The organism is Pseudomonas bohemica, from assembly GCF_002934685.1.
GTDB classification, from domain to species: Bacteria; Pseudomonadota; Gammaproteobacteria; order Pseudomonadales; family Pseudomonadaceae; genus Aquipseudomonas; species Aquipseudomonas bohemica.
In genome coordinates, this window is sequence record NZ_NKHL01000063.1 from 1 (window position 1) to 23,967 (window position 23,967).

Sequence of the window (23,967 nt, forward strand, 5' to 3'; positions counted from 1 at the left end):
GTGCGGAGTTGATTGCACAACACCACGCCTTGCGTCTCGGTGCCGGAACCGCTCAGTGGCACGGCAAAACCGGCATAGCGGGCAAAATCCCCGCCCTGGGTGATGGGCGCGATCAGGACCAAGCCCGACACGTTGAAGGCCGCAGGCGAAATAATCAGCGCAGGGCGAAAATCGCCTTGCTGCTCACGGCCAACGGTGGGATTCAGGTTCAGGCGAACAATATCGCCACGGTTGAATTTGACCCGCTTCACGCTTCACGCCCAACGGCTGACATGGCATTCCAAGCTGCCATGTCGGCAGGCTCCGGCGCGCTCAAGTCACACTGCGCCATCAGCTCGGCCAGCGCGTAATGTGGCTTGGCCTTCGCAGGCTTGAGGGTCATAACCTCGGCGGACACATCGAGTTTCAGCACATCGCCACTGACCAGATTCATCAGCTTAAGCACGGTTGCAGGCAGGCGAATCGCCGCGCTATTGCCCCACTGCTGCACTTTGACTTCCATAACAACCTCCTAAAACGTATACACATTGTAGAAACTTAACACGTTAACCGCAAGCGTTTTGTATTTACATAGTATCTACAATGCCAGCTCAAAAGCGCGCCGTATAGTGGCTTGATCCACTGACAGGTACGGCTTCAAATGGTCAAGGCAGGAATGCCCAAGAATCATTTGCACTGTCTCAACGTCACCAGTCGCGGCCAGCACCTTTGCTGCAAGTGAGCGTCTGCCACTGTGCGACGATCCCTGCTTGATACCGGCCTGCCGGTAGAGCCTGCTGATGGTCTGCTGGAGCGAGTCACAAGCCCTGTACATCTCCGGCCCGCTCTGCAGCTCGCGATGTTTGAACGCCAGTTCAAAGGCTTGGCCCTTGTGTGTGGTGACCAGCTTTGAACCTGGGCGCAGGCCTCGGTATTCGTCAGTGCCGGAAAGTCCCCAGCGGCGCCGTAAGCGAACCGCGATCCAGCCGTCCAGAGCGGCTAGGCATCAAGCGTGGGTCAGGTACACATTGCGCGGTCGGCAGCCCTTAGTTATGTCTGCGCGTAGATACACCTCGGGCTTGATGGCTCCGCTCGGGTACCTGCTCGCATGTCCATCGGCTCGGTGGCGAGCCAGATGGAGTCGATGCGGATCATCGCAGCAGATCTCGAAGAAAGGTCGCGCAGGCCGCAGCATTTTCCGTTGGCCAGTTCACTTTGACGGTGCCACGTGGGTGCTGGATCTCAACGCAGATATTCGGCGATGCAGCTTGCGAATTTGCTCCAGCCAGCTGCATGGGCAACGGAATGAAAGCAGGTTGCAGCGCCGTATTTTGCCGCGTGTGTAACCGAATCCATTTGTGGACGAGGTTTGCGTTGAGGCTATGGCTGAGCGCGATGCTGGCAATCGAAGCGCCTGGCTGGGCACACTCTTGAATGACCTGGACTTTGAAGGACTTGGAATAGGAACGGCGTGTTGGCTGCATGAAATACCCACTTAAAAGGCTAGACATGGTGCCCACTTAAATTTAAGTGCACACCATGTCTTGGCTTTCCGGGGCTTGGTAGGTGACTTGGCCGGACGGATACGCCGGTCTTGCGGTGCCAGCGATTCGACGGCTGGTCATTGATAATGAGACTGTTTATTATCCGCAGCCTTTCTCATTCGCAGGATTCGCTGCTGTCATGTCGAGCCCCCGCCCCTCGGACGCCTCTGCCCTCGGCACGCTGTATTCCCATCACAGCGGCTGGTTGCATCAATGGCTGGGCAGACGTTTCGGTTCGTCCTTCAACGCAGCCGATGTCGCCGACCTGACCCACGACACCTTCCTGCGCCTGATCCTCAAACCCCGCACCTTCAGTGGCCCCGGCGATGCCCGGGCCTTTCTCTGCACCGTGGCTCGGGGCTTGTGCATCGATCAGTGGCGACGCCGGCAGATCGAACGCGCCTGGCTGGAAACACTGGCCGCGCAACCCGAATACCACGAGCCGTCGGCCGAACATCGGGTGATGATTCTCGATGCGCTGTTCCAGATCGATCGCATGCTCGGCAAACTCGCCGCCCGCCCGCGCCAGGCGTTTCTCATGACGCAGGTTCATGGTCTGACCTACCGCGAAATCGCCGTCGAACTCGGCGTCTCCGAGCGCATGATCAAGAAGTACATGGCCGATGCGATGCTGCAATGCATGCTGCTGGAAGCCGGGCTACTCGACGCGGGCGAGGGCTGAGCCATGCAGTCTCCTTCCTCCGCGCAGTACGAAGTCCTGCAACAGGCGGCGGGCTGGTACGCCACCCTGGGCGCTGAGAACGTCACCGAGCAGCAACGGCAAAAGTGGCAGCGCTGGCTTGAGCAACACCCTGAACACCGCAAGGCCTGGGCGCTGGTCGAACAGGTGGGCGGACGCTTCGCGCCGTTGAGCGACCCTGCCGAACGCAGCGCCGCCTTCAACGCCTTGCAGCCCGGACGTGGCCTGCCCATGGGTCGACGTCAGATGCTGCTGGCCCTGGGCGCGGTGTCGGTGGCGGCAGTCACTGGCTGGCGCGGGCTGCGCGACACCGTGGCCGCCGATCACCTGCGCGGGCTGTGTGCCGACTACTCGACAGCCACCGGCGAAACCCGCGAAGTGGCGCTCAACAGCCAGACACGCCTGTGGTTGAACACCCTGAGCGCTGTGGATCTGAGCACGGCCAACGACCATGACGCCCTGAACCTGCTGGCAGGCGAGCTGTTGATCGACAGCCAGACCGGCGCCGCTCGCGGGCAAACAGTGCGCAGTCGTCATGGCCGGCTCAGCGCACGTGGCGCCGCCTATGGCGTTCGCCTGCTGCAGGACAGCACCTGCGTCAGCGTCTATCGGGGCCAGCTGGACATCGTCAGCGGCGATCAGCGTTGCAGCCTCGGCGAAGGCCAGCAGGTCAGTTTCAGCACCGGGCATTTCGATGCTGTCCGGGCGGCGCCTGTCTCCGGCAAAGCCTGGACCCAAGGCATTCTGGTCGCCCAGGGCATGACGCTGCAGCAGCTCTGCCTGGAGTTGTCGCGCTATCGCCATGGTTATCTGGGCTGCGCCCCTGGGGTTGGCGACCTGCGAGTGGTCGGTACGTTTTCGATCAAGGACACCGACCGAGCCCTGCAGTCGCTGGCAAGCGCCCTGCCGGTCGCGATCAAACAGGTCATGCCCTGGTGGGTGACAGTCGAAGCCCGCGTCTGAAAAATAATGTGTATCCACGGTTCCCCTTTTGCCGCGCTCATTCGGTGTCAGTGAAAGCACCTCTATTTCACTCTCCAGAGCGGACCCTAGCCTCATGTCGTTTGCCCCTCGTCGCCCCTTTGCGTTCTCCCCGCTGGCCCTGTGCGTTTCACTGGCGCTCGGCAGCGCTTTTACCGCCCCCGTGCAGGCTGCCGACCCTGCGCAAAGCAACGCGATCAACTACCACATCCCCCGTGGCGAGCTGACCGGACAACTGACCCAGTTCGCCCAGCAGGCGGGCATCGAACTGGCCGGCAATGCGGCGCTCACCGATGGCAAGACCGGCCCGGGCCTCAATGGCAGCTATCCAGCCGCAACGGGCCTGACCATGCTGCTGGCAGGCTCGGGCGTCGCGGCGCTCAGCCAGAGCAATGGCAGCTACACCCTGGTGCCCGCCAGCACTGGCGTGGAGCTTGGCGCGACGCAGATCGATTCGAGCATGGACCGCAGCACCAGCTATCAACCGCCAGCGGGCAACTCGGTCCTGCGCACCAGCCAGAGCACCCTGCAAGTGCCGCAGGTGGTCAATGTGGTGCCGGCACAGGTGCTGCGCGACCAGAAGCCCCGCAACCTCGATGACGCCCTGGCCAACATCAGCGGCATCACCCAGGGCAACACCCTGGCCTCGACCCAGGACACCCTGATGAAACGCGGCTTCGGCGGCAACCGCGACGGCTCGATCATGCGCGACGGCATGCCGCTGGTGCAGGGCCGCGGCCTGACCGCCACCGCCGACAGCGTCGAAGTGCTCAAGGGCCCGGCCTCGCTGCTGTACGGGATCATGGACCCTGGCGGGGTGATCAACGTCGTCAGCAAACGCCCTTCGCTGCAGAGCTATGATGCGATCATCGCTCGCGCTTCGGGCTATGCCCACGGCCGCGACGGCAGCGGCGGCACCTTCGACAGTACTGGCGCCATCGGTGACAGTGGCCTGGCGTATCGCCTGATCGTCGACCATGAAGACGAGGATTACTGGCGCAACTTCGGCACCCACCGCGAAACCGTGGTGGCGCCATCGCTGGCCTGGTACGGCGACACCACCCAAGTGGTGCTGTCGTACGAGCATCGCGAATTCCTCGCGCCCTTCGATCGCGGCACGGCGCTGGACCCACGCACCAATCACCCGCTGAACATCCCCAGGACCGAGCGTCTGGACGAGCCCTTCAACAACATGGAAGGCCGCTCCGACCTCACCCAGTTGAGCGTCGATCACAAGTTCGACGACAACTGGAAAGGCCACTTTGGCTACAGCTGGAACCGCGAGACCTACGACGCCAATCAGTTGCGGGTCAACGCCATAAACACCACCACCGGCGCTGTAACCCGCAGCAACGACGCGACCCACGGCGCGGTCAGCACCGACAGCTTTGCCATCGCCTCCCTGGAGGGCAACGTGCAGATCGCCGGTTTTCAGAATGACATGCAACTGGGCGTCGACAACGAGAAGCGCAAGATCTTCCGCGCCGACCTGCTGCGCCAGTCGACGCAATACGGCTTCAACTATCTGAACCCGGTGTATGGACTGGAACAGTCGTCGAGCACCGTGTCGGCCAGCGACAGCGACCAGACCGACAAACTTCGCGCCTCGTCGATCTTCATGCAGGACGCGCTGCACCTGGATGAGCACTGGATTCTGGTGGCCGGGGCGCGCTATCAGATGTACGACCAGATCGCCGGGCGCGGTCGTCCGTTCAAGGCCAACACCAACATCAACGGGCAAAAGCTGTTGCCCCGCGCAGGCCTGGTGTACCAGTGGAATGACAACCTGTCGTTCTACGGCAGTTACACCGAATCGCTGAAGCCGACCTCGACCATCGCGCCCCTGAGCAGCGGCGTGGTCATCGACTCCTCGGTGCTGCCCGAGGAGGCCAAGTCCTATGAACTGGGCGCGAAACTGGATATTCCGGGGCGCCTGACCGGCACTGTGGCGCTGTTCGACATCCACAAGAAAAACGTCATGGTGTCGCAGTTCAACGACGTCACCAAACTGACCGACTGGCGCACCTCCGGCGCCGCTCGTTCGCGGGGTATCGAGCTGGACGTTACCGGCGAGCTGACCGACCGCTGGAGCCTGATCGGCAGCGCGGCATTTCTGGACGCCGAAACCACCAAGGACCCGCTCTACAAGGGCAATCAACTGTGGAACGTCGCCCGGCGCACCGGTGCCCTGTCGGCGGTGTATGACTTCGGCAGCGTGCTGGGTGGCGGTGACCGTCTGCGTGCCGGTGCCGGGGCGCATTATGTCGGCGAGCGTCCGGGGGATTCGGCCAACTCCTTCGAGCTGCCGTCCTACACCGTGGCTGATGCCTTCGCCTCCTACGACACCCGCGTCGAAGACCACAAGCTGAACATCCAGCTCAACGTCAAGAACCTGTTCGACCGCACCTACTACACGTCCAGCGCCAACCGCTATTTCGTGTCGATGGGCGACACCCGCCAGTTCATCCTGTCGACCACCCTGGAGTTCTGATCATGAGCCTGCTCACTTCCCTGGCAACCTTCAGTGCCACGCTGTTTTGCCTGACGGCGACGATCGCCGAGGCGGCCGACGCGCCTGAACCGAACGACCCGCTGCTGCAGACCGTGGCCACCCGCACCTTGCCCGGTGCAGGCCACAGCTGGGGCTTCGCCGCCCTTGCGCCGGATCGTGCGCAACTGTTCATCGCCCGCCGGGAAAACGGCCTGACGGTGTTCGATGTCACCAAGCAGAAAGCGCTCAAGACCCTGAACAACTCGACCGGCGCCAACGGCATCGCCATCGTTCCCCCGTTCAATCGCGCCTACGTGGCCAACATGGACGGCAGCATCGGCATCGTCGCGCTGGACAGCCTCAAGGTGCTCAAACGCCTGCCCGTGGATAGCGGCAACCTCAATAACGTGGTGTATGACGCAACGCACCGCCGGGTAATTTTCACCAGCGGGCGGCGTGGCGATCACTCGACGCTGTACTGGCTGGACCCTGCGACCGATCGCCTGACTGGCTTGCGGGATGTCCGTGCGCAAAAGCTCGACGCGCCGATCATGCTCGCCGACGGCACGCTAGTGCTGCCGTTTCGCGATGAGGATCAGGTGGCCCTGCTTTCAGGCGACGGGTTTGAGCAGCAGCGTCTGCTGACATTTCCAGGGTGCAGCAAGCCCAGCGCGGTGGCGGCGGATGAAGCGTCCAAGGTGCTGTTCGTCGCCTGTCGCGGCGGCAAACCCACGCTCATCGTCGCGGACCTCAGCAGCGGGAAAACCCTGACGCAGCTGCCCATCGACCGCGCCGTCAACGCGCTGGCCTACGACGCCCGTTCCGCCCAGTTGCTGATCCCCAGCGGCGCCGACGCAAGTCTTGCCGTGGTCCGCAAAGACGCCAACGGTGGGTACAGGCTCATAGGCGCGGTGGGCACCCGCCCCTGGGCGCACAACATGGTGCTGGATGCGGCGCGAGGTCAGGTGTACCTGTTCGCCATGGGTTTCACCCAACCGGCGCCCACCCCTGACGTCAGCAAACCCGACCCGCAGTTTCATGCCGACACCTTCAGCGTGCTGACCCTGAAACTGCTTCACTGAGACGACACCCCATTACACGACGTTCAAAAAGGGAGCGCATAAAATTCGGGGAAATCAAGCGCTACGGTCTTTCAAGAAGGATGGCTCTACCTGGCGGTAGTGCTGGATCTCACGAATCAGCGGCACGTGGTCAGCTGCGTACGGCGAAGAGTTCACCGCTGCAGCCGCCAGCCCCTGCGACGATCAATGCGGACTTCATACGAAGCCCACCTTACGCTGACGCAGCGCCGCCAGTTCCTGCTCAGCCCGGGCCACGTTCAAGTAGCTCTCCATCACGCCCATGATCTGGTCATCGCGCAGCGGATTTCCCTAGATGTTAGAAAGCTTGACTGAACCATGCTCATGGCGGCTTGATGCGTCATTCCATCTCGAACATCAGGGATGGTAAAAGCTTTTGGAGGGGTCAAGATGAAGATCGATCTTGGCAAACTCACCGGCCCGAACGAAGACGGCCAGCCCATACTCTCGGCAGGTTCCTGGTTTGCCACAAACCCATTCACCAATCACAGGGCTGTCGATGAGTAATCGATCAAAACCTCCATCAGTCGACGCAGGCAATCCTACCCGTAGGACATAAACGGCTTCGTAAGCTGTCGGTGGCATGGCATTTGTGATCTCACGAACAATGTTTACGTCTGCGCTTAATACGTCTGCCCAGCAATAATTGAGCGGACGCGCCTCAAACTCTTTGATATTGCGATCAGTACTGAAATGCATCAGATATCGAATTTCAGTGGCCTGCGGGTTACCCAGGATCGGAAGTTGTGTGGCGATGGCCATGACATGGTTGAGGAGAGTGGTGGAGTTGTGCATGCCGTAGCACTCAGGGTATATATCTGCCAAGCTGTAGTTTCCTTATGAGGGAGACCGAACGCTGCCTCCGATACCCAAAAGCCCGCAGAAGCGGGCTGATAGGGCTATTTCATTTCGTCTTTTCCGTGCTACTCGGGCTAGTGAATCTGAGCCTCAATCGGGGCCAGGAATTCGGTTAACGGTAATTGACCTCTATCGGCGTGGGAAACCAGCGGCATATTCAGCTGAAGTGATTTCCTTACCGTGCAAAACCGCATCGTTGAACAAACGACTTCGTTGAGGCTCTGGGCTGGGGCTTTCATCTGAGCCATAAAACCTGGACGTAGACGGTCTTGGTCCGACACTCCCAGCGATAAGTCACCTCTTCAAAGTCATAGTCAATCCAGATGTCACGCCAGGCAAATTCACCCAATGGAATGCTCACGGTGTCGGTTTCCTATAGCCCTACGGGGACTTCGTAGACCCCGAAATGCTGGTATTGGGAGGCTTCAGTTCCTGCAGGATGACGACGCTCCCATTCTTTCACCTGTGCCTTGTAAGCACTCCAGATTTCGCGGCCTTCCTCAAGTGGCATTTCAGGTGGGCTTAGGTGATAGTCGAACAGCATGTTCTGCCACTCCTCGGCTTGAGCGCGGTCCTCAAAAGCCCGTAATGGCAATGGCTTTCTTTCGTCGCTTCTAAAACCGCTGGCTGTTGCCATCACCAGAAATACTGTTGCCATGGTCGTTTTCCTATCCAATTGCTTGTATCAGGCTGCGATGTGCTTTTGCATGAACCCACTCAGTGGATCGTTCGTGTAATCGCCAAATGGTCCCCTGCGCTCATAGCCGCCTGAGGCGTACAGAGCCAAAGCCTCATGTTGGTACGGTCCAGTTTCGAGCAAAACCAACTTACAGCCACAGCCTATTGCCCGTGACTCGAGCAGAACCAGAAGGTTCTTGGCGACGCCTTGCCCTCGTCCGCGAGGACAGACATACATACGTTTGACTTCGCCATACTCAGGGCATAGGACTATCGCTCCACAGCCGATTGCCTGGCCTGTACTATCCCTCGCAACGGCAAACAGGACATTAGGTTGCTTCAACGAAGTCAGATCTAAGGAATGCCTGCTCTCTGGGGGGTACAGGGTGTCCTGGTAGGCGTCCAGCTCTGCAATGAGGGCAATTACGTCACTTTCTTTTCGCGTGCACAGCGCGATGACCGCTGCCTGCTTCATCGCTGGCGGGCGGGCCAACCCGTCAGATCGGCCAACGACACGCGTATGCAACTCGGGGTGCAATTCGTAAATCCAGGCACGCAACGAATCCCGTGCCAGGTAGCCCAACGCCGTGACGGTAGCAGCGATGCTGCGACCGTGTTCGAGATAGTACTCGACAGCCTTTTCCCTTTGGGCCAATGAGTACTTCGACCTCGAGGTCTTGTAGCCACGCGCCAGGTCGAGGCATCGCTCATACTCTGCATACCAGCTCTTCAAAGAGTTCTTCGTCGGGTAGCCCAACTGACGAATCGTTACCCCAATGCGTTTCCCCACTTTTATGTAGAGCTCGACCGCTCGGATGCGGTCTTCGTATGAATACATGAACTACCTCCAGGTAGTCCAAGATTTCCGCCGCATCCCCCCCGGGTCAAAAACGCATCAGCGCCAACAGTGAGTGCATTCAGAGGCTAAAAGACCTCGCGCCTGGATCAAAAGCTCGTCTGAAAGCTGAAAATATTTCGTCCGTAGATCAGTGACCGACTTTGAGTCGGCTTCAAATGTCTCGTCGAAATAGTCAGCCAAGTCTTTTTCGAAGTCATGAGGGATTTCCTGCTGACAAAACGGGCACTGCTCGTCTGTGTGCTCCAGAAACCTAATACCCTGCCTAACCCAGTCACTATTGCCCAAACGCTGAATGATTGCCGAAACGCTCACGTCTTCTTTACCGATCACCTTTTTCGCCAGCACAGGGCTGACTTCCAAAGCAATCAGGCGAGACAAATCCAATCCAGGAATAGCGGCCATTGCGAAGGGTTGCTCGCCATAAAGCACGGTTGCTCGTTCCTGAAGCTTATCAAGGCCAACGGAAGCTGACGTGTTGCTGGTATATTCTTGCAACACCCTGCATTTGAACGCCTCCTTGTTATTTCGTAAGCCGGTGAAAGCCCCCTTGAAATGATCATCATGCTTACTCTTCTGCTCCCAGCAGCGGATAACCAATTTGGCTTCCAAGGAGGCCAGCTCGCCATTCTTCCCAGACTAACCGTCTTCCCCGTTCAATAGGATGATCGACTTCGTCCTCAGTTGCTCGTGATTCTTCTTGTCCTCCTTCAGTTTCTGGAGGCGGTCGATTTCTGCCTGTTCAGCCTTCCCCAGAGTGAATACACCCTGAAACTCTGTCGAGCCAGTGAAGTTGGCGGTAATAAAATCATTGTTGTAGACCATGGCCGGCACAGGGGTATTACGCAACCAACTGATGTTGGACTCAGCTGAGATAGCCGGCTTTCCGATCAATCGACTAATCGTGGTTTTACCGGCGCCATTGGCCCCGTAGATGAAATTTATAGATTTTAAATCAGTAATTTTCTCAGGCTTTGAGGCACTGTACGTAGCGATGGAGGAGAGGCTTATCGATTCGATCATGGCAAGGCATCCCTGCGCGCAAGGGCAGACGGCTCCCCTGCTCAATTGGATTTCAGGTCAAGCCGCTGGTACATACGGCTAGAGTGTTCGCTCGCGTGATAGCGTTTAGCCGCTTCAGCGTAGTGGGTTTCGCACGTTCCGCAAAAAAACGGCATCGCCGAGCTACAGGGGCGCACAAGATATGCCTTAACGAAGGAAAACCAGGATGAAAGCTTGTCAGCCGGGAAATCGGCATGTGCCACTTAGAGCCCGATAGAAGCTGATCGAAACGCCCAATTGCACGCCGAAGCGCAAAGGGAGAAATCAGCATCACCCGACTCAGGCAGGCTGCCCTCTTTCAAAACAAGCAGTACTGGGGTAATCGCGAGGATGATTTCTGGCGTGGGGGGCCAACAGCCTTTGGAGATGACAGCCGGCATCGAGGTGCGCTGTGAGCTGGCTGCGAGAATCGCTGGCGACAGATCATCGGTTGGCACAGCCAACCTTGCCAGCAACACGGACTGCTATCGGCAAGCTATCAATCGGAATCAGGGGGCATGGCCCGCACGTTCTAGCACACGGTCAGATCACTCGGGACTTCTGATCGAGCGCAAGAGTGGTGTGCTCTCCTAACCCGTGTAAAACCTGACTATACTGTATCGATCAACAGTAGTCCTACAAGTGACATCAGCAAAACCAAGATCCGACGGGCGCGGTCTGCCAACGCAGATTTAAGCCCCCACAATGGCCTAACGGCACCCCGAAATCTAGGCGTTATGGCGCGGCTGTCACGCAGCCGACCGATGCCTGGCACCAAAATCTAGACGTTTGAGTACTGGCCGCATGCACAAGACGCTTGATCGTACCGTTGAGATCCGAACATTCAACTCCATTGCCGAAATTGAAGCGCTCCCGGGATTCAAGAAAGAAAATCCAGTATCGCCAAAAAACTACAAGCACCTCTTGGGAGACTATTTCTTCAGCGATGAAGTGAAGTGTTGCCTCTTGAAAGACAATGAGAAGCTGTGCAACGAAGGCCACAAGTGGGGATTTGTTGCGGTGCTGACCGACGACAGCATCACTCTTGTAGGCAACGAGTGTGCCCAATCAAAATTCGATGGTGAATCAAGGCTCAGTGCTGACCGAACGAAATACCTGAACCTGAAGAAACATGAGGAAGGGCTTGAACGCCTCCGAGCCCTGGTTGCACAAAAGGATTCAGCGATCAGAGACATTGCCCAGGTAAAATCAGCGTTGGCCACCGTCCAAGCGCGTGTGCATGCGATTCGGGATAAACTCGGGCCTCAGACCATGAGGCATCTTGAGGCCATCGCCCGCAGCGGCGCATACACTCTGTCAGTGACTGGCGTGACTCTGAAAGAATACACGGACAAGAAAGGCAAGAAAAAAATCGATCGCCGCACCCAGCGCATGACACTGGGAACGATTGCTAATACCTCGTTCCTTCTGGACGAGAAGTATCGAAACGTTTTACACCATCTCTCCGATGTCAAAAACGCCTACGATGAAGCAGATCGGATAGAACAGAACGTCACTACGCTAAAACTGAATGCGCTTACCAAAAAAATGGATGTCATCGAACTGGCCCGAGCAAGCGCCGCTCAACTGATAGAGCAAGAACACAAATTCGCCACCAGCGATCTGAGCCTGCTGTGTTACATCACTGACGACAAAGTCGAGCGCTACCGCTCCGCAAAATACGCTTTGGAACAGGCCCGTCAAGATTACGGGAAGGAAAAAGCGAAGGAATGGTTCGCTGAGCGCGATCGTATGTTCCGAACTCAGTTGAATGTTACGAAAATAGACGTCTTGTAATCGGAGTGGCCTGCTTTCAGGCGGCAGGCGTCCACCACAGGGAGGGTCATTGAAAAAAGCATCCGTCTGGAGGACGGCCGTTATGAACAGCCACTTAACAGTGAGCGGAACGGCCGCCCAGCTTTGAAGCATTCAGCTGCGGATCCAGCGAGAAGCTGTTGCCAAGCCACAGCCTTTGCAGATCCGTCCAGTAAGTCTCCAGCCCGCGCAGATGCAGATCAATGAGGCGCTATTGATATACCCCATGCTCGACTCGCGTGAGGTAAACCTCTACAGCGTGGAAGCCTAAGGCATTGTCGATCATGTCCAGCGGAACATTCCCCGCCAAGAACCTACACGGGCTGGCAAGCCACAGCTCGGCAGGTCGCTGGCCGCCAAAAACAGCCATGGCATGTTCAAGAGCCTTCGCGAACTGAAACGCCACGGCACTCTGCTGGGCGCTGAGGCGAGCCCCCTCCGCGCCGTGGCTCTGAGGTTGGACGACCGCAGAGTGTTGGCCGGTAATTCGAAAAAGCAGGTCCGCTGATGAATACAGTTCGGAAGAGGCGACCATCGCTTTCACCTGATCTAGCGCAAACCCCTGTTGCACCAAGGTGTAGAGGCTCAGCGCATCGTGCTGCTCATCCCGGACCTGAGTGAAGTACGCTGTAGGACTGCAGCCAGCATCTGTTGTCCCGGTATTTGCGAGGTCTGTCGAAACCATCGTCGCACTCTCCCACTGTACCGGAAAGAATCATCGGACCCTTCCCGCAACTTTTGATCAACGCCTAAGCTTATCAACCTCCTGTCATGCGCTCTTACGCCGCCACGTTCCGAACGCGGCGTCTGCTTCAATGTACCGCATAGCGGATTGCACGTCTCGCCAGCCAACATAGTCCATCAAGGCTTTGGCGCTCCATTGATTGGCGCTGGCCCATGTAGCAAAGCCGCGCCGCAGAGAATGGCCGCTGTAACCTTCTGCGTTAAGGCGGGCGCGCTCGAAGGCCCGGCGCAACACGCGCGAAACGCTGTAACTATGCAAGCCCGCATGCAGATGTCCCCAGCGGTCAATTCCTCGAAGCAACAGACCCTGTGTCAAGCCACTGCACGCCAGCCAATCTTCATAGGCCTGAACCGGGCACAGTCGAACCAGCGCCGGCATATTGAGCTGCCGCCCTTGGTAAGCACGATCGGTTTTGCTGCTGGCCAGAAAAAGTTTCAGACCGCGCCCACGGTCCAGTTGAATGTGTTCGATACGCAAGCGGCACAACTCATCACTGCGCAATGCGCGCCAGAATCCCAGCAACAGTAGGAGCCGATCACGGCAAGCTCTTAGACGCGCAGCCCGCTCACCTGCCTGCTCTTCCTGCCGCAATGCCTCAACGCACGCTTCCAGTTCCTGCAGCTGGAGGGGTTCTGCCTGTTGTGGCGGACGTGTGTGTAACGCCTGGATTCCGCGCAGGACCTCCCGGACCTCAAACGCCTTGGTCGGATCGACGAAACCGTGCTGCTGGTGCCAATATGCCAAGGCCGCTAAGTGAGTGCGCAGAGTGCCCGGCGAGAATCGTTCGGCCTGGGCGGCCAGGTAGTGGACAACGCTGCCTTGGGTAGCAGGCAGCATCCCACCCCAAGCAACTTCGAAGTGCTCGATCACTTGGGCGTAACGCCGGGCGGTGCTTTGGCGTCGAGCCGCCTGACGATAATGTTCGGGCTCGTTCACTTTTACGCTGTCTCGCACATTGCCTGAGTGAATGCGATGTATGATTCGACAACATAGGCCTATCGAATCAAGGCCGCAATGTTCTCTTCTGCTTTGCGACGAGTCGCCAGCGCGCATGTCAGCATGACTCTGCAGGAGCAGTCTTGAGAAGCCGCACCCACCCCAACGACCCGCGGACGGTCCGATTTCATAGGTAACGGTTTGCCTCTCAGTTCGGACAGACCGCCCCGTTTGCGGAATAATCGCCCTCCCACACCGTTAGCGTCTGACCATGAAAGCACGGATTACTTCACTGGAAACCACCCTCGACACCCTCACCAAACTGGCGACCGGTGCGATCAAGTTCAGCGTTTGTCTGGGCAGTATTTGCGTGATCTTCTACGCCCTGCGCGTCGGCCACTTCCCCCAGGGACTCGCGCTCGCGGACGGATTGCTGTTTGTCGTCGCGGCGGCATGCTTTGGCTTTATCTACACCGCGTTTGCCGGTTCGATGCTGGCCTTGGGCATGTGTTTTTCCATTGCCCTTCGCCCGCTTTTTTATCGGGCCGTTCGAGCAGTTGCCAAGGTCCAGGGCACTGAGATACCGCTCCGTAATGAGCTGGCCCGGTTCAGCTGGCCTTCAATCTTCCCAGCGGCGCTGGGTGGGTTGTTTATTTTTTTACTGGGACGGCGGGCACCGGCTGCCTACGTGCACCTGCCGCTGCTTGCGGTGGCCCTGTACTTGTTTTACTCGATGGCACGGGCTGCGGGCACGGCGTATCGCGGTCAACAGCAGACAGATGCCGCAACGGGGGTTCCCACCCAAGGGAACGGCGCTGCGTGCGACGATCCTAATGAACATAAGTTTGCATTTCTGTTCTTTTCCATCAGCGTTTTTTTCGCCGCTCTGGTGCTCGGGGGGGTCACAGGTCAACTGGTAGATGGTTCGATGCGTCTTGCTCAGGTCCGCGTCGAAAACGCTGTCGTGCACATCAAAGCGCCCTATGCCGCCCTGCTTCCAAACACCTTGCTGGCGCCGGACCAGAGGTCTTCTGACGGCTATGCAGTATTTCGCAACGTCACCATTCTGTTTCGGGGGTTTGGCACCACCACCACGATCGGGTTCAAGGAAGCCGGCCGCAGTCGTCAACTCGATCTGCCGAATGAGGATTTGATCATCGTGCGCGAATCCGATTAGTGCGTGGCGAAATCACCCTGCAATGTGCGCCATCCACTGAAAGGTCCCGAACGGCCCCATGCTGGAGTCAGCGGTCATCCACTCTGCTCGGCGGTGCTGTCAGCCGATCGATCCGCTGGGCAATCAATCGTCCCCATGCTCGACGGAGCCTTCAGACACCGTGGAATCTTCACTGCACAGCTACGTTAAATGGTACATCGACGCTCGAAACGAGTTTTGTCGGCGCGTCTACATTGACCGCAGCACCTGGCTAAAAAGGAAACTGATGCCGTTTATCGACTGGGACAGTGAAGAGCTTTTGCCCCGGGAGTCTGATTTCGCCATCGCCGCTCTCTCAGAATTGAAGGGCCGGGCATTAGCGAAGCATTCCATCTCGCTCGCCATTCTGACGCTGAGCAACCGCAGCGAATACCTCAGTGATCAAGCCGATGCCAATACCACCTTTGCGTCCTTGATCGTCGTGATGCTGGCTTTCTTCAGCCTGACGCTGGTGCCTTGGCTGAAGCTGCTCGTGGCGAGTGTCGCATTCTGTGGTTTGGTCTGGTTGATGCTCCAACGAATAGAGCTTCGGGGGAAAGTGGCGTACTACAAGGAAATCATCAACCTGCTCAAGCAGTATGAATCCAGACACGCGTGACCGAGGGCAGACACAGGCCGACAGCACCGACGGCTGCCGGAGCCTGCCCCCCAGCCGGGCTTCGAGCGCTCGCAGTGGACCAGTCTCGGTCCACCGCCGCGCATGCCCGACCAGGCGGCGGTGAATACCCCGTGGGCTGACGCCGCCCCCTCTCACATGGATTGCTCGGTACCCTAGCCAAAGGGCTGAAGACTCGCCGCCATGTACTCATTCAGCGTGCCGCAAGCTGGCGGGTAGCGGCGATTCCCCCGCCCAGATGCTGCAAAATGAAAATCATCAGGACAATGCTCGCGCAGGCACGCGCGTACTGTGCAAACCCTTCGCACCAGCGAAATCGCGCACTGAGGTTTGAGAAACCAGGCTTCTCAAACCTCAGCTTTTAGTCCCCTACCCCGTCTCTGGATACATGGGTACAGCTGTAATTTCGTACCGCTTAAACGGTACGAAATAATCTGCCGTAACAATGCCCAAACCGCTGTAGCAGCTGAGTTGCACTGACGCAAGACGCTCGGCGAGTGCCCCTGCGATGACGGTCCGCAAGGCCCATTTCTGTCAGTGTAGCCCTGTGCCAGACCCTGATGGTGTGACCCTGGCCAACCCCAGCCGCTGCCCTTCATGAATCGCTGTACCCAGACGAAGGCTGCTCCTGCGCTGTAGGCAGACCGCCAATGAGGCAGGACGAAGAAAAACAGTGGGCGTGTGGAATGCGCAGCTGTAGCCCAACTGCAATGGGATGTGCATCGAGTCGATCCGACGAGCGAACGGCAACCCGCAATACGGAACGCTCAGGACGCAATGGGGCTACAGCACGGCGCATGACGGTGAGCGAGATGAGGTGCATCCAGGCGAACGCTGCTTCTGTAACGCCCTCGCCTAGCTCAAGCAGGAGCGTCGGGCGTTACCTATGTTTGACGCTGATGCGCGCTCGGTTGAGGATGAGCTGGGGGTGTCTGTCGGAACGATCTTCCGCGACAGTCGCTGATGCCCCCTCCAGCGATACGATAACGAGATCGTTGAACGTGGCCCGCCCCTCATACCGTACTCAAGTTTCAGGCTTAGGAGGCTTTCGATGAACGTGTTAGCAGAAGCCATCACCGCACTGCGTAAGGCTCGGCATGTCGCGGTGTTCACCGGCGCGGGGATCTCGGCAGAAAGCGGTATTCCGACGTTTCGCGATCGTCTGACGGGGCTCTGGGCACGCCACGATCCTGAGCGCCTGGAGACGGCGAAGGCGTTCAAAGAACATCCCCAGCTGGTATGGGGCTGGTACCTCTGGCGTCGCCAGCAAGTGCTGCAGGCACAACCAAATCCCGCACATCTGGCGATCGCTCGTTTGGCCGACGTGGGTCGCGAGAACACGGTGATCACCCAGAACATCGATGATCTGCACGAGCGAGCCGGCAGCCAGGGCGTTGTACACCTGCACGGGAGCCTGCTGACGCCGAAATGTTTCGCGTGTCATCGCCCTGCTGAACTTACGCAGGAGCAACTGGCGACACCCGCGGAAGGCGCTTTGATTGAGCCACCTCGCTGCGCACGGTGTAACGGGCGGCTGCGACCCGGCGTGGTGTGGTTCGGCGAAGACCTACCCGCTGGGGCATGGAAGGCTGCCACGCAGGCAGCGCGGAGCTGCGATGTGATGCTTTCCATTGGCACCTCCGGTGTTGTCATGCCCGCCGCTCGCCTGCCCGACCTTGCTTTGGCTGCTGGGGCCACGATCATCCATGTCAATCGAGTAGATGTACGCTTGCACCAGCCAAAAGAGCTAATGCTGATTGGCTTAGCCGGGCAACTAGTACCGCACTTGATCGACCTCATGCTCGCTGGGTGATCGCGAAGAAAGTGCAGCGTGTCCGTGAGCGGGCGGGTTGTTAGCCTCACAGCTTGACTTGGGCTCGCCCCCAGCAGCGCATCAGCCATCTGCGTTTCGTCGGTCTGGAGCCCGTATCCACGGCGGGCGAGCATAATGAATGCCCTACCGGCCTTGTCGGAGTCTGAAATGGCTCGCTCTGGGGTGAATAAAGCAATAGTCCGAGGGGCACGTGATGCCCTACTCGCTCGTGAACAGCGCCCAAGCATTGAGGCAGTCCGAGCGGAGCTCGGTCATACGGGTTCGAAGACGACCATTCAGCGTTTTCTCAAAGAGCTGATCAACGAAGAGCCCCATCCGCCCCAGCTATCGCTGAGCGAGGAGCTTATAGCGCTCATCACTAGCCTTGCACATCGCTTGGCGTCTGAGGCGCAACAAGCCGTTGTCGCTGACCGAGCTAGGCTCGAACGTCAACGGAATGCCTACCAGCATCAACGTGAGGTGGACCAGGCTCGCCAAGACGAGCTGCAGAAAAGTAAGGATTACGTATTGGCCGAATTCCAAGCCCTCCGAGAGGAGCATCGCCAACTGAGCGATCACTTTCAGCACAGCGAGGGAGAACGACAGAGACTGCTGGCGATTGAAAGCCACCACCTGCAACTGCTGCAGGAACGGGCATCACAACTGCTGGCGCTGGAAGAACAGCGGGCTCATGCCAGAGACGGCTTGCTGCATTTTCGCGAGCAGGCCAAGCAACAACGCCAAGACGAAGCCTCCCGCCATGAGTCAACTGTGGCACAGCTTCGGCACGAGCTACGGTCACTGCAGGAACAACTGCTGGTCAAACAAGAAGAACTTAGCCTCGTCTACCGGGACCTTGAGCGAATCAGTGCCGAGCACGCCCTCTCTGAAAGGGCGTTGCGCAGTCGCACACAGGAACTAAACAATCAGGCCAACGAGTATCAGGAGTTACAGGGCAAACTCCACACCACACAAGCCGAAGCGGCTTTTTTTCAGCTGCAGTTTTCGGTGATGCGCGAAAAAGCTCGCCACTGCGTGCTGGATCGACGACAGGATGTGCGCAATTTGCGCACCATGAGCCGCCAATTAGCGCAGCTGGAAGCACTTCTTTCGGCACGCAAGTGCAGTGATGAAACCTCCGATGTGCCATAAAGCTGGACGGTGCCCCAGTTCACGCAATATGAACGGCTTGATTGAGCGCTCCGAAGGAGTCATCCGCCGCCCGAATACTCAAACCTAGTAAATTACGCCACGCGCAGCAACCGTCCCTCAGAAGGAAAGCCGCAATTAAAGCCGTTCAAGGCTATAGGGTGATCTAGCCAGCATTGACGTTTTCTTCGCCAAGCCTGGTACGTAGCACTTGACATCGCTGTCGGAAAGCGCACCGTCCCGTCATCGGCAGTATATAGTCTCCCTAGTTCGGCACGTCTCTGTGCGGGCGAAAGATTCCACCACAACAATGCCAGCTGTTGATCTTGCGCTGACAACCACCCCGCTTCGCTACTGAGTTTGAGAAGTTGTAAAACATCCTGCTGGCAATGAGAATACTCTGCCCAAGTGATATTGTTCCTAAACTCGATAGGCGCATTGCGAAGTGCAGTCAGCAGTTGAACCTTAAATTCTTTTGAAATAAATACGCACGGCGATTGCACGCATACCCAACTTGAAATTGAAACAAAATTCTTCGCCAACCAGAGGCGATAAGTCTCAAAATGGCGGTTGCGAGTTTGTAACAAGACCAAATGGACGCAGAAGCATGGCCAGTCCACACGATCGAGAAGAGACTTCGTTAACTTGCCCGTGATGCCATCCAGCGGACGATCGTCTATGCGAATAGTATCAGCCAGGTCATCCCAATTCATTGGAACAGCTGATTCAGAAACTACCTCCCACAACGGATTGAGGAAAAGCTGTTCTAGCGCAGGACATCGCTTGAAGAAATCATCACGAACCCAGCTGGCAATTGTCGATCCGTGAAATGAACGCACCCACTGCTTGCGCAAATCGCCATGCAAGTTCGGGTGCAATTGGCGGTAGGACGCGGCCATTGCACCCGGCGTATGCGCACAACCGCTCATTTCCGCCGCGGCATGGGAAAACGCGCAAGCTCGGAGCCGTCGAGCCGCACGATCAAGTGGAGGGAATCGCATCGGGCCACCTCATGCACGAATGAGCCTATCAGAATGCGCGGTTTGTTGAACTCTAACTTCGCTCCCGCAAGGTACGTAGTAGAGCCTTGCGCGGAAATTTCGTCCATTATCCTAGACAGTTATTTCGGCCGTCGTCAAGGGGCTAACTGCGGCGCATAATTAGCCCCGAGAAATGTTGTTTTTTTACTAACAAGCTTCGGAAATAACTAGCCGCTCCTATAGACACGAATGACCTAACGAGAGCCGTCATGAATACGTACTCAAGTTTTGGTAAACCACATACCAACCCGAGCTCTGTAGTGATTGAGTTCGATAGCATCAAACTGGATATTCTCATTTGGGATATCTCTGCTCCCTTCGTCAGTCCCTACGCATATCAGCGGCCATACTTGAGCGTGATGGCGGACCGCAACACGAATCAGATTTTCGCTTTTGCAATCACGTTAAAGTGTCCATCGCCCTCAGACCCGTTGAACTCTTTGATTGTTTCACATAAAGGCCGCGATATATTACAGCGCCCTAACTTAGTCATTCGCACTGACCGAGCGTTGTTCTGCCGCAAACTGTTAAACGGAGTTTTGGGGCGGGCGGTGTTTCAACCGGCGCACTGGGGTCTTGAAAAGCGTTGCCCCCTTGAACGGGCTATTACCGGTCTGGCTCAGGGGCTGAAGGACATACTTCCTGTGCGGGCTCTTCCCGGGGGCGTCAAGGTCACTCAAGCAAGAAGCGTCGGCCAACTGAGAGCAACACTCCGCCACTTGATCAAAGCATCGAACAGTGCTCGCAACGCCAGACTTGATATGGCGAGGATCACCAAGTTCATGTATTGCCTGGGTAAGCAGTCATGACCACATTCGTTGCAACAGGGTTGGTTGAGCAGCTCAGCGAAGTGGCCACTGCTGTCGAGACCATACCCCGGCGTCATGGGCGGATGGGCAGTCAAGTGACCAAATTCGCTTCGCGGAAAAACCGCTCGGTCGTGGTGTGCGAGTCGCTCCTTGAGGCAGCGTTCTGCCTGGAACTCGAGCGCCGCAACGACGTCGTCAGCTATGCAGCCCATCCGTTCACGTTAGAGTTCAATGGCACCAACTTTCGATACACGCCGGACTTCTTGGTCAGCTTCTCAAACGGCTCGCAGCGCTTGATTGAAGTCAAGAACAACCAAAGTTTCGAGGACAATGCAACCTGTTCTCGGATCGCGCGTTACGCGGAACTGCTCGCCCTGCATGGTTGTTTGCTGGAATACCTCGCTGCCTCAGATTTCTCTCATCCGACTCGTACGGCCAACCTGGCATTTCTTTATCATCAGGCGTTTTCGAGCTATGGACAGAGCACTGTGAAACTGTGCGCGCTGCTAGCGTCTCGGCAACAACCCATGAGCATCGGTGCGCTACTGGATCTGGCGTTTACGCCGATGAGCATCGCGCACGCGATTTTTTATGGTGCAGTAGGCATTGATTTGTCGCGACAGATCAGCTGTTCAACTGCCGTACAGCACAAGAGGGAATGCGCCTCATAGATGCGGCAGCGGAGCACCTTCGATCGAACCGACTAACCAGCGGGGTGGGGGAGCAACATACTTCAAGAAGTGGCTGCCCACTGACCTGGTACTCATACAGGCTGCGAATCATGGAAACCTTCAAAAGGTTGACGATGTGATCAGGTGAGCGTTGGAAGCTTGGCGCTGAAACCTATCGGGTGATTTCGGTTGTGGCTGCGGAGATTTGACTGCCCAGCCTCAATCGCTCCACTCATACATTGATCCACCGCCTGCTTGGACTCTATCCGGCATACCGTGGAGGAGATCTCGTGAAACGGTCGAAAGGGTTTTTAAAAAAAAGGTCATTCATAGGCACGCTCACGGCCGGGCTTGGCCAAGGCTACAAACTGGATAACGGCGACGAAATTGTATTCCGCAAACTGCCTGAAGGATTGGGTCTTCCGGCCGCTCACATCGCTTACTGCGAACCCAGCCCCCCAGATCAAAAGGCGCAGATCGAGCGTTTGTTTAAGCTAATCAACATCCGTCTCTGACAGACGCTGAGTGAGCCCCCCTTTTCAAACCTTTGAGGATGGAGGAAGTACGAGCCAGCAAAACATACAGTCCGGCGCCACCTTCACAGCATTAATTGGCTTTTAACTGAACCCCTACATCTGTACCTGAGCATCTGGCCTTAATTCGGCTGGTCGCGGGAACACGGGTGAGCGACGGTTTCAATACGTGTGCGCCGCGCCATACCAAATTGGAAAGGGAGACAAGAAAGTGGCTACTTCCACTCAGTTCGAAATATTGGTGGGCGAGCACTGGCGGCTGCGTACTGAAACCTATCAGGTCACATCGGTAGAGCCCGAAAGGATTCAACTGCGTAGCCTCAGTCGCCCCAACCATATATTGATCCATCACCTGCATCGCCTTTATCAATCGTACCGAAAAGGAAACTTGGTAAAGGTGCAGGAAGCGCCATTTGAAGACGGCTCGCAACGCATCATCAGCGCGTTGGACGATGTCGTTAAACGCGAAACTGAAAGGCGCCTGGGCTATGTGCGAGGCGCCGAAGTCGAACTTGGAGGTCGGCTTCCTCGAAAGGCCACCGAAGAGTTTATCAAGCACTTGGCGAATAGAGATGCCGACCCTAACCCTCCCTGTTACACCACGCTATATGAATGGAGCAAATCGTACCGCTTGGCAGGCGGTAATCCCATTTCGCTGATCCCGGTAAGACGCCGCACTCGCAAGCTTCGTATCACTCGGCAACTTGCTGTGGTCCAAGAACAGATCGATTACTGGGTGACTGAGTTGTATTTCCAGGACACCCCCGTAACTGTGACCGAATTGACCGATGTCATCATTTCCAGCCTGGAAGATCTCAACGAACGGCGCCCGATCAACGAACAGGTACGCATTCCCAGCAAAACGACGCTTTGGAGAATCATCCAAGAAATCGACTTTTACGAGAAAGAACTTCACCAGAAAGGGAAACGCCTTGCGTTGATACACCAACACTGGAGTCGGGCAAGCAGCTTGGTGCACCGAGTGCTTGAGCGCATCGAAGGGGATACGCAAAAAATGGACGTGATTGTCCACGGACGAGGGGGTGAAGTCTTAGGCAGACCTTATCTCACGCTTTTTCTTGACATCAAATCTCGGTGCGTCAACGCATTCGATATTTCCCTGAACCCACCCTGCATCGAGAAAACCTTGCGGGCACTGAAAAATGGACTGATGGCCGGTACGCCATATGCCGGGCTCGGCCAATGTTATGTGCTGGATAATGGCAATGAGTTCGCCGGAAAGAAGCTGGCAGAAGTGATGAATCTGTTGGGTGCTCACATTATTTTCTGTGAACCCTACACACCGAATCAAAAACCGCACGTTGAGCGCTGGTTCAAGACGCTAAATCTTCAATTCTCTCACCACTTGAGTGGGACAACCTTCTCTAATCCGGACGACCGTGGCGATTACGACCCCGCGGAGCACACCGTCTACACACTCGATGAGCTCAAGCTGAGGTTTGAAGAGTTTCTTGAGGTTTACCACCACAATTTCCACCGCTCCCTGAATGACTCGCCGCATAACACATGGCTGAGCAGCCTTGACCGGTTCTCGCCACCCAGGCTACTAGATGCCAAGGATGTGCAGCGGTTGATGCTGAGTAAACGTTACGCAGCCACTAATGGCGACACGATTGGTTTCGAGAAGCTGCGGTGGACCGCCCCAGGCATCCGTCGACTGGCACAACGCTCCGTAAAAAGACAGAAGCTCTGCATCTTCTACGACATCAGCGATCTGGAGAAGGTAACAGTGTGCCACCCGAGTTGGCCTGACGAACTGATCACTGCAGAAGCTGTGGATATGAGTTACCAGGCCAACTTGACGTTGGAAATGCACCACTTGGTGCAGCAAGAGCTCAGGCTGAGCTCGGCCAAATTCGATTTCAAAACTGCGCGCCGTGCACGCGTAAAACTCGTCTTGGCGCTACACAGCGACAAAAGCAAGCGTGGGCGTCAGCGCCAAGCAAGGCTTGAGGAAAATGGTTCCACATCTCAGCCTGCCCCCCTGCCTCAGCCAATCCAAATGGCGAAGCTCGACCGCCCGCCGACACCCAACTTTCCAGAAATCACACTGGTTGACTCAGTGCCTATCGACTCCGCTACAACTGTAGAGGTGCGTAATGGATAGTTCATATAGCGATCGTTTGACCGAGTTCTCGGCCCAGAGGGTGCTGTTTCCGTCGTTTCATCATGCTTTCACCAAGTTGCAAAAAAGCATAGAGACAAGCCAGCAACGAGGCGTACCAAATCTGGCGGCAGTAATCGGCCCGTCTGGCTCGGGAAAATCAGCATTGTGCGAAATTCTCCGAGATTCGTTAGGTTTTGTACGAAAAGTATTGCCGCATACAACGTAGGCTGCAGGCCAGCGTGACCATGGCTGCGTAGCTCTTGGCCAG

At 57.1% G+C, this 23,967-nt stretch carries 25 protein-coding genes and 2 pseudogenes; 13 read left to right on the top strand and 14 right to left on the bottom strand.

Annotated features, from left to right (window positions below; genetic code table 11):
- From CE491_RS01445 to tnpA, 4 genes and pseudogenes are all read right to left on the bottom strand, one after another.
- A partial coding sequence (locus CE491_RS01445) for a type II toxin-antitoxin system ChpB family toxin (RefSeq protein ID WP_110946598.1) occupies positions 1 to 251 on the bottom strand: 251 nt, incomplete at its 3' end.
- A complete protein-coding gene (locus tag CE491_RS01450) occupies positions 248 to 502 on the bottom strand; it encodes an AbrB/MazE/SpoVT family DNA-binding domain-containing protein (RefSeq protein WP_110946599.1) in 255 nt (84 codons plus the stop codon). The genes CE491_RS01445 and CE491_RS01450, both read right to left, overlap by 4 nt.
- A gap of 75 nt (positions 503 to 577) precedes the next feature.
- Positions 578 to 1,078: pseudogene (locus tag CE491_RS31010) on the bottom strand (tyrosine-type recombinase/integrase); the annotation flags it as partial.
- 52 nt (positions 1,079 to 1,130) lie between these two features.
- Positions 1,131 to 1,490: an IS66-like element accessory protein TnpA gene (gene tnpA / locus CE491_RS01460; RefSeq protein ID WP_234407471.1), complete on the bottom strand. Its 360-nt coding sequence runs from the start codon at positions 1,488 to 1,490 to the stop codon at positions 1,131 to 1,133.
- 172 nt (positions 1,491 to 1,662) lie between these two features.
- Here tnpA and CE491_RS01465 point away from each other — a divergent pair, with 172 nt between their 5' ends.
- From CE491_RS01465 to CE491_RS01480, 4 genes are all read left to right on the top strand, one after another.
- Positions 1,663 to 2,205: a sigma-70 family RNA polymerase sigma factor gene (locus CE491_RS01465; RefSeq protein ID WP_110946601.1), complete on the top strand. Its 543-nt coding sequence runs from the start codon at positions 1,663 to 1,665 to the stop codon at positions 2,203 to 2,205.
- 3 nt (positions 2,206 to 2,208) lie between these two features.
- Entirely contained in the window at positions 2,209 to 3,186 is a 978-nt protein-coding gene (locus CE491_RS01470) for a DUF4880 domain-containing protein (protein WP_110946602.1), read from the top strand.
- Between the two features lie 94 nt (positions 3,187 to 3,280).
- The gene (locus CE491_RS01475) at positions 3,281 to 5,695 is read left to right on the top strand and encodes a TonB-dependent siderophore receptor (RefSeq protein ID WP_110946603.1); all 2,415 of its coding nucleotides are present in this window, start codon (positions 3,281 to 3,283) and stop codon (positions 5,693 to 5,695) included.
- Between the two features lie 2 nt (positions 5,696 to 5,697).
- A complete protein-coding gene (locus CE491_RS01480) occupies positions 5,698 to 6,777 on the top strand; it encodes a hypothetical protein (protein WP_110946604.1) in 1,080 nt (359 codons plus the stop codon).
- 375 nt (positions 6,778 to 7,152) lie between these two features.
- Here CE491_RS01480 and CE491_RS01485 read toward each other — a convergent pair whose 3' ends face one another.
- The 6 genes and pseudogenes from CE491_RS01485 to CE491_RS01505 all read right to left on the bottom strand — a co-directional run bounded on the left by CE491_RS01485 (position 7,153) and on the right by CE491_RS01505 (position 10,210).
- Positions 7,153 to 7,590: a hypothetical protein gene (locus CE491_RS01485; RefSeq protein ID WP_199884940.1), complete on the bottom strand. Its 438-nt coding sequence runs from the start codon at positions 7,588 to 7,590 to the stop codon at positions 7,153 to 7,155.
- Positions 7,591 to 7,782: 192 nt separating this feature from the next.
- Positions 7,783 to 7,857, bottom strand: coding sequence for a hypothetical protein (locus CE491_RS31445; protein WP_456107150.1), 75 nt, complete (start codon positions 7,855 to 7,857; stop codon positions 7,783 to 7,785).
- A gap of 31 nt (positions 7,858 to 7,888) precedes the next feature.
- Positions 7,889 to 8,014 carry a hypothetical protein gene (locus CE491_RS31450; RefSeq protein ID WP_456107149.1) on the bottom strand — a complete coding sequence of 42 codons (126 nt, stop codon included), beginning with the start codon at positions 8,012 to 8,014 and terminating at the stop codon, positions 7,889 to 7,891.
- 12 nt (positions 8,015 to 8,026) lie between these two features.
- Entirely contained in the window at positions 8,027 to 8,311 is a 285-nt protein-coding gene (locus CE491_RS01495; RefSeq protein ID WP_110946606.1) for a hypothetical protein, read from the bottom strand.
- A gap of 27 nt (positions 8,312 to 8,338) precedes the next feature.
- Positions 8,339 to 9,169, bottom strand: a complete 831-nt coding sequence (locus tag CE491_RS30940; protein ID WP_267894464.1) for a GNAT family N-acetyltransferase — start codon at positions 9,167 to 9,169, stop codon at positions 8,339 to 8,341.
- 57 nt (positions 9,170 to 9,226) lie between these two features.
- A pseudogene (locus tag CE491_RS01505) lies at positions 9,227 to 10,210 on the bottom strand (AAA family ATPase).
- Between the two features lie 822 nt (positions 10,211 to 11,032).
- On the opposite strand from CE491_RS01505, the gene CE491_RS01510 reads away from it, so the two are divergent.
- Positions 11,033 to 12,025, top strand: a complete 993-nt coding sequence (locus CE491_RS01510) for a hypothetical protein (RefSeq protein WP_110946607.1) — start codon at positions 11,033 to 11,035, stop codon at positions 12,023 to 12,025.
- A gap of 229 nt (positions 12,026 to 12,254) precedes the next feature.
- On the opposite strand, the gene CE491_RS01515 is transcribed toward CE491_RS01510, so the two are convergent.
- The gene (locus CE491_RS01515) at positions 12,255 to 12,728 is read right to left on the bottom strand and encodes an antitoxin Xre/MbcA/ParS toxin-binding domain-containing protein (protein WP_110946608.1); all 474 of its coding nucleotides are present in this window, start codon (positions 12,726 to 12,728) and stop codon (positions 12,255 to 12,257) included.
- A gap of 84 nt (positions 12,729 to 12,812) precedes the next feature.
- Positions 12,813 to 13,841, bottom strand: a complete 1,029-nt coding sequence (locus CE491_RS01520; RefSeq protein WP_110946609.1) for a site-specific integrase — start codon at positions 13,839 to 13,841, stop codon at positions 12,813 to 12,815.
- A gap of 154 nt (positions 13,842 to 13,995) precedes the next feature.
- Between CE491_RS01520 and CE491_RS01525 the strand changes: the two genes are divergently transcribed.
- The 4 genes from CE491_RS01525 to CE491_RS01540 all read left to right on the top strand — a co-directional run bounded on the left by CE491_RS01525 (position 13,996) and on the right by CE491_RS01540 (position 18,521).
- Positions 13,996 to 14,901, top strand: a complete 906-nt coding sequence (locus CE491_RS01525; RefSeq protein WP_110946610.1) for a hypothetical protein — start codon at positions 13,996 to 13,998, stop codon at positions 14,899 to 14,901.
- A 160-nt stretch (positions 14,902 to 15,061) separates the two neighbouring features.
- The gene (locus CE491_RS01530; RefSeq protein ID WP_199884941.1) at positions 15,062 to 15,538 is read left to right on the top strand and encodes a hypothetical protein; all 477 of its coding nucleotides are present in this window, start codon (positions 15,062 to 15,064) and stop codon (positions 15,536 to 15,538) included.
- Positions 15,539 to 16,607: 1,069 nt separating this feature from the next.
- The gene (locus CE491_RS01535; protein ID WP_110946612.1) at positions 16,608 to 17,369 is read left to right on the top strand and encodes an SIR2 family NAD-dependent protein deacylase; all 762 of its coding nucleotides are present in this window, start codon (positions 16,608 to 16,610) and stop codon (positions 17,367 to 17,369) included.
- A gap of 135 nt (positions 17,370 to 17,504) precedes the next feature.
- Positions 17,505 to 18,521: a DNA-binding protein gene (locus CE491_RS01540; RefSeq protein WP_234407472.1), complete on the top strand. Its 1,017-nt coding sequence runs from the start codon at positions 17,505 to 17,507 to the stop codon at positions 18,519 to 18,521.
- 92 nt (positions 18,522 to 18,613) lie between these two features.
- Here the strand turns inward: CE491_RS01540 and CE491_RS30120 are convergent, their stop codons facing one another.
- Positions 18,614 to 19,417 (bottom strand): hypothetical protein, encoded by an 804-nt coding sequence (locus CE491_RS30120; protein WP_199884942.1) that lies wholly within the window; start codon positions 19,415 to 19,417, stop codon positions 18,614 to 18,616.
- Positions 19,418 to 19,767: 350 nt separating this feature from the next.
- On the opposite strand from CE491_RS30120, the gene CE491_RS01550 reads away from it, so the two are divergent.
- From CE491_RS01550 to CE491_RS01570, 4 genes are all read left to right on the top strand, one after another.
- Positions 19,768 to 20,367: a hypothetical protein gene (locus tag CE491_RS01550; RefSeq protein ID WP_110946614.1), complete on the top strand. Its 600-nt coding sequence runs from the start codon at positions 19,768 to 19,770 to the stop codon at positions 20,365 to 20,367.
- Positions 20,364 to 21,038 (top strand): TnsA endonuclease N-terminal domain-containing protein, encoded by a 675-nt coding sequence (locus CE491_RS01555; RefSeq protein ID WP_190727048.1) that lies wholly within the window; start codon positions 20,364 to 20,366, stop codon positions 21,036 to 21,038. Before CE491_RS01550 ends, CE491_RS01555 begins: the two co-directional genes overlap by 4 nt.
- Before the next feature lie 290 nt (positions 21,039 to 21,328).
- Positions 21,329 to 21,553, top strand: a complete 225-nt coding sequence (locus CE491_RS01560) for a hypothetical protein (protein ID WP_110946616.1) — start codon at positions 21,329 to 21,331, stop codon at positions 21,551 to 21,553.
- Positions 21,554 to 21,782: 229 nt separating this feature from the next.
- Positions 21,783 to 23,699 carry a DDE-type integrase/transposase/recombinase gene (locus tag CE491_RS01570; RefSeq protein WP_199884943.1) on the top strand — a complete coding sequence of 639 codons (1,917 nt, stop codon included), beginning with the start codon at positions 21,783 to 21,785 and terminating at the stop codon, positions 23,697 to 23,699.
- A gap of 68 nt (positions 23,700 to 23,767) precedes the next feature.
- Here CE491_RS01570 and CE491_RS30580 read toward each other — a convergent pair.
- Positions 23,768 to 23,967, bottom strand: a 200-nt coding sequence (locus CE491_RS30580) for a hypothetical protein (RefSeq protein ID WP_234407473.1), incomplete at its 5' end; no start/stop codon positions are given.

What these genes read in the sequence shown, in the direction of transcription:
- CE491_RS01540 (WP_234407472.1), top strand. Translation starts at nt 17,505, where the DNA reads ATGAATGCCCTACCGGCCTTGTCGGAGTCTGAAATGGCTCGCTCTGGG.
- CE491_RS01535 (WP_110946612.1), top strand. Translation starts at nt 16,608, where the DNA reads ATGAACGTGTTAGCAGAAGCCATCACCGCACTGCGTAAGGCTCGGCAT.
- CE491_RS01555 (WP_190727048.1), top strand. Translation starts at nt 20,364, where the DNA reads ATGACCACATTCGTTGCAACAGGGTTGGTTGAGCAGCTCAGCGAAGTG.
- CE491_RS01520 (WP_110946609.1), bottom strand. Translation starts at nt 13,841, where the DNA reads ATGCGCGCTGGCGACTCGTCGCAAAGCAGAAGAGAACATTGCGGCCTT.
- CE491_RS30120 (WP_199884942.1), bottom strand. Translation starts at nt 19,417, where the DNA reads ATGGCCGCGTCCTACCGCCAATTGCACCCGAACTTGCATGGCGATTTG.
- CE491_RS01475 (WP_110946603.1), top strand. Translation starts at nt 3,281, where the DNA reads ATGTCGTTTGCCCCTCGTCGCCCCTTTGCGTTCTCCCCGCTGGCCCTG.
- CE491_RS01470 (WP_110946602.1), top strand. Translation starts at nt 2,209, where the DNA reads ATGCAGTCTCCTTCCTCCGCGCAGTACGAAGTCCTGCAACAGGCGGCG.
- CE491_RS01495 (WP_110946606.1), bottom strand. Translation starts at nt 8,311, where the DNA reads ATGGCAACAGTATTTCTGGTGATGGCAACAGCCAGCGGTTTTAGAAGC.
- CE491_RS01450 (WP_110946599.1), bottom strand. Translation starts at nt 502, where the DNA reads ATGGAAGTCAAAGTGCAGCAGTGGGGCAATAGCGCGGCGATTCGCCTG.
- CE491_RS30940 (WP_267894464.1), bottom strand. Translation starts at nt 9,169, where the DNA reads ATGTATTCATACGAAGACCGCATCCGAGCGGTCGAGCTCTACATAAAA.
- CE491_RS01515 (WP_110946608.1), bottom strand. Translation starts at nt 12,728, where the DNA reads ATGGTTTCGACAGACCTCGCAAATACCGGGACAACAGATGCTGGCTGC.
- CE491_RS01550 (WP_110946614.1), top strand. Translation starts at nt 19,768, where the DNA reads ATGAATACGTACTCAAGTTTTGGTAAACCACATACCAACCCGAGCTCT.
- tnpA (WP_234407471.1), bottom strand. Translation starts at nt 1,490, where the DNA reads ATGTCTAGCCTTTTAAGTGGGTATTTCATGCAGCCAACACGCCGTTCC.
- CE491_RS01510 (WP_110946607.1), top strand. Translation starts at nt 11,033, where the DNA reads ATGCACAAGACGCTTGATCGTACCGTTGAGATCCGAACATTCAACTCC.
- CE491_RS01465 (WP_110946601.1), top strand. Translation starts at nt 1,663, where the DNA reads ATGTCGAGCCCCCGCCCCTCGGACGCCTCTGCCCTCGGCACGCTGTAT.
- CE491_RS01480 (WP_110946604.1), top strand. Translation starts at nt 5,698, where the DNA reads ATGAGCCTGCTCACTTCCCTGGCAACCTTCAGTGCCACGCTGTTTTGC.
- CE491_RS01525 (WP_110946610.1), top strand. Translation starts at nt 13,996, where the DNA reads ATGAAAGCACGGATTACTTCACTGGAAACCACCCTCGACACCCTCACC.
- CE491_RS01485 (WP_199884940.1), bottom strand. Translation starts at nt 7,590, where the DNA reads ATGCACAACTCCACCACTCTCCTCAACCATGTCATGGCCATCGCCACA.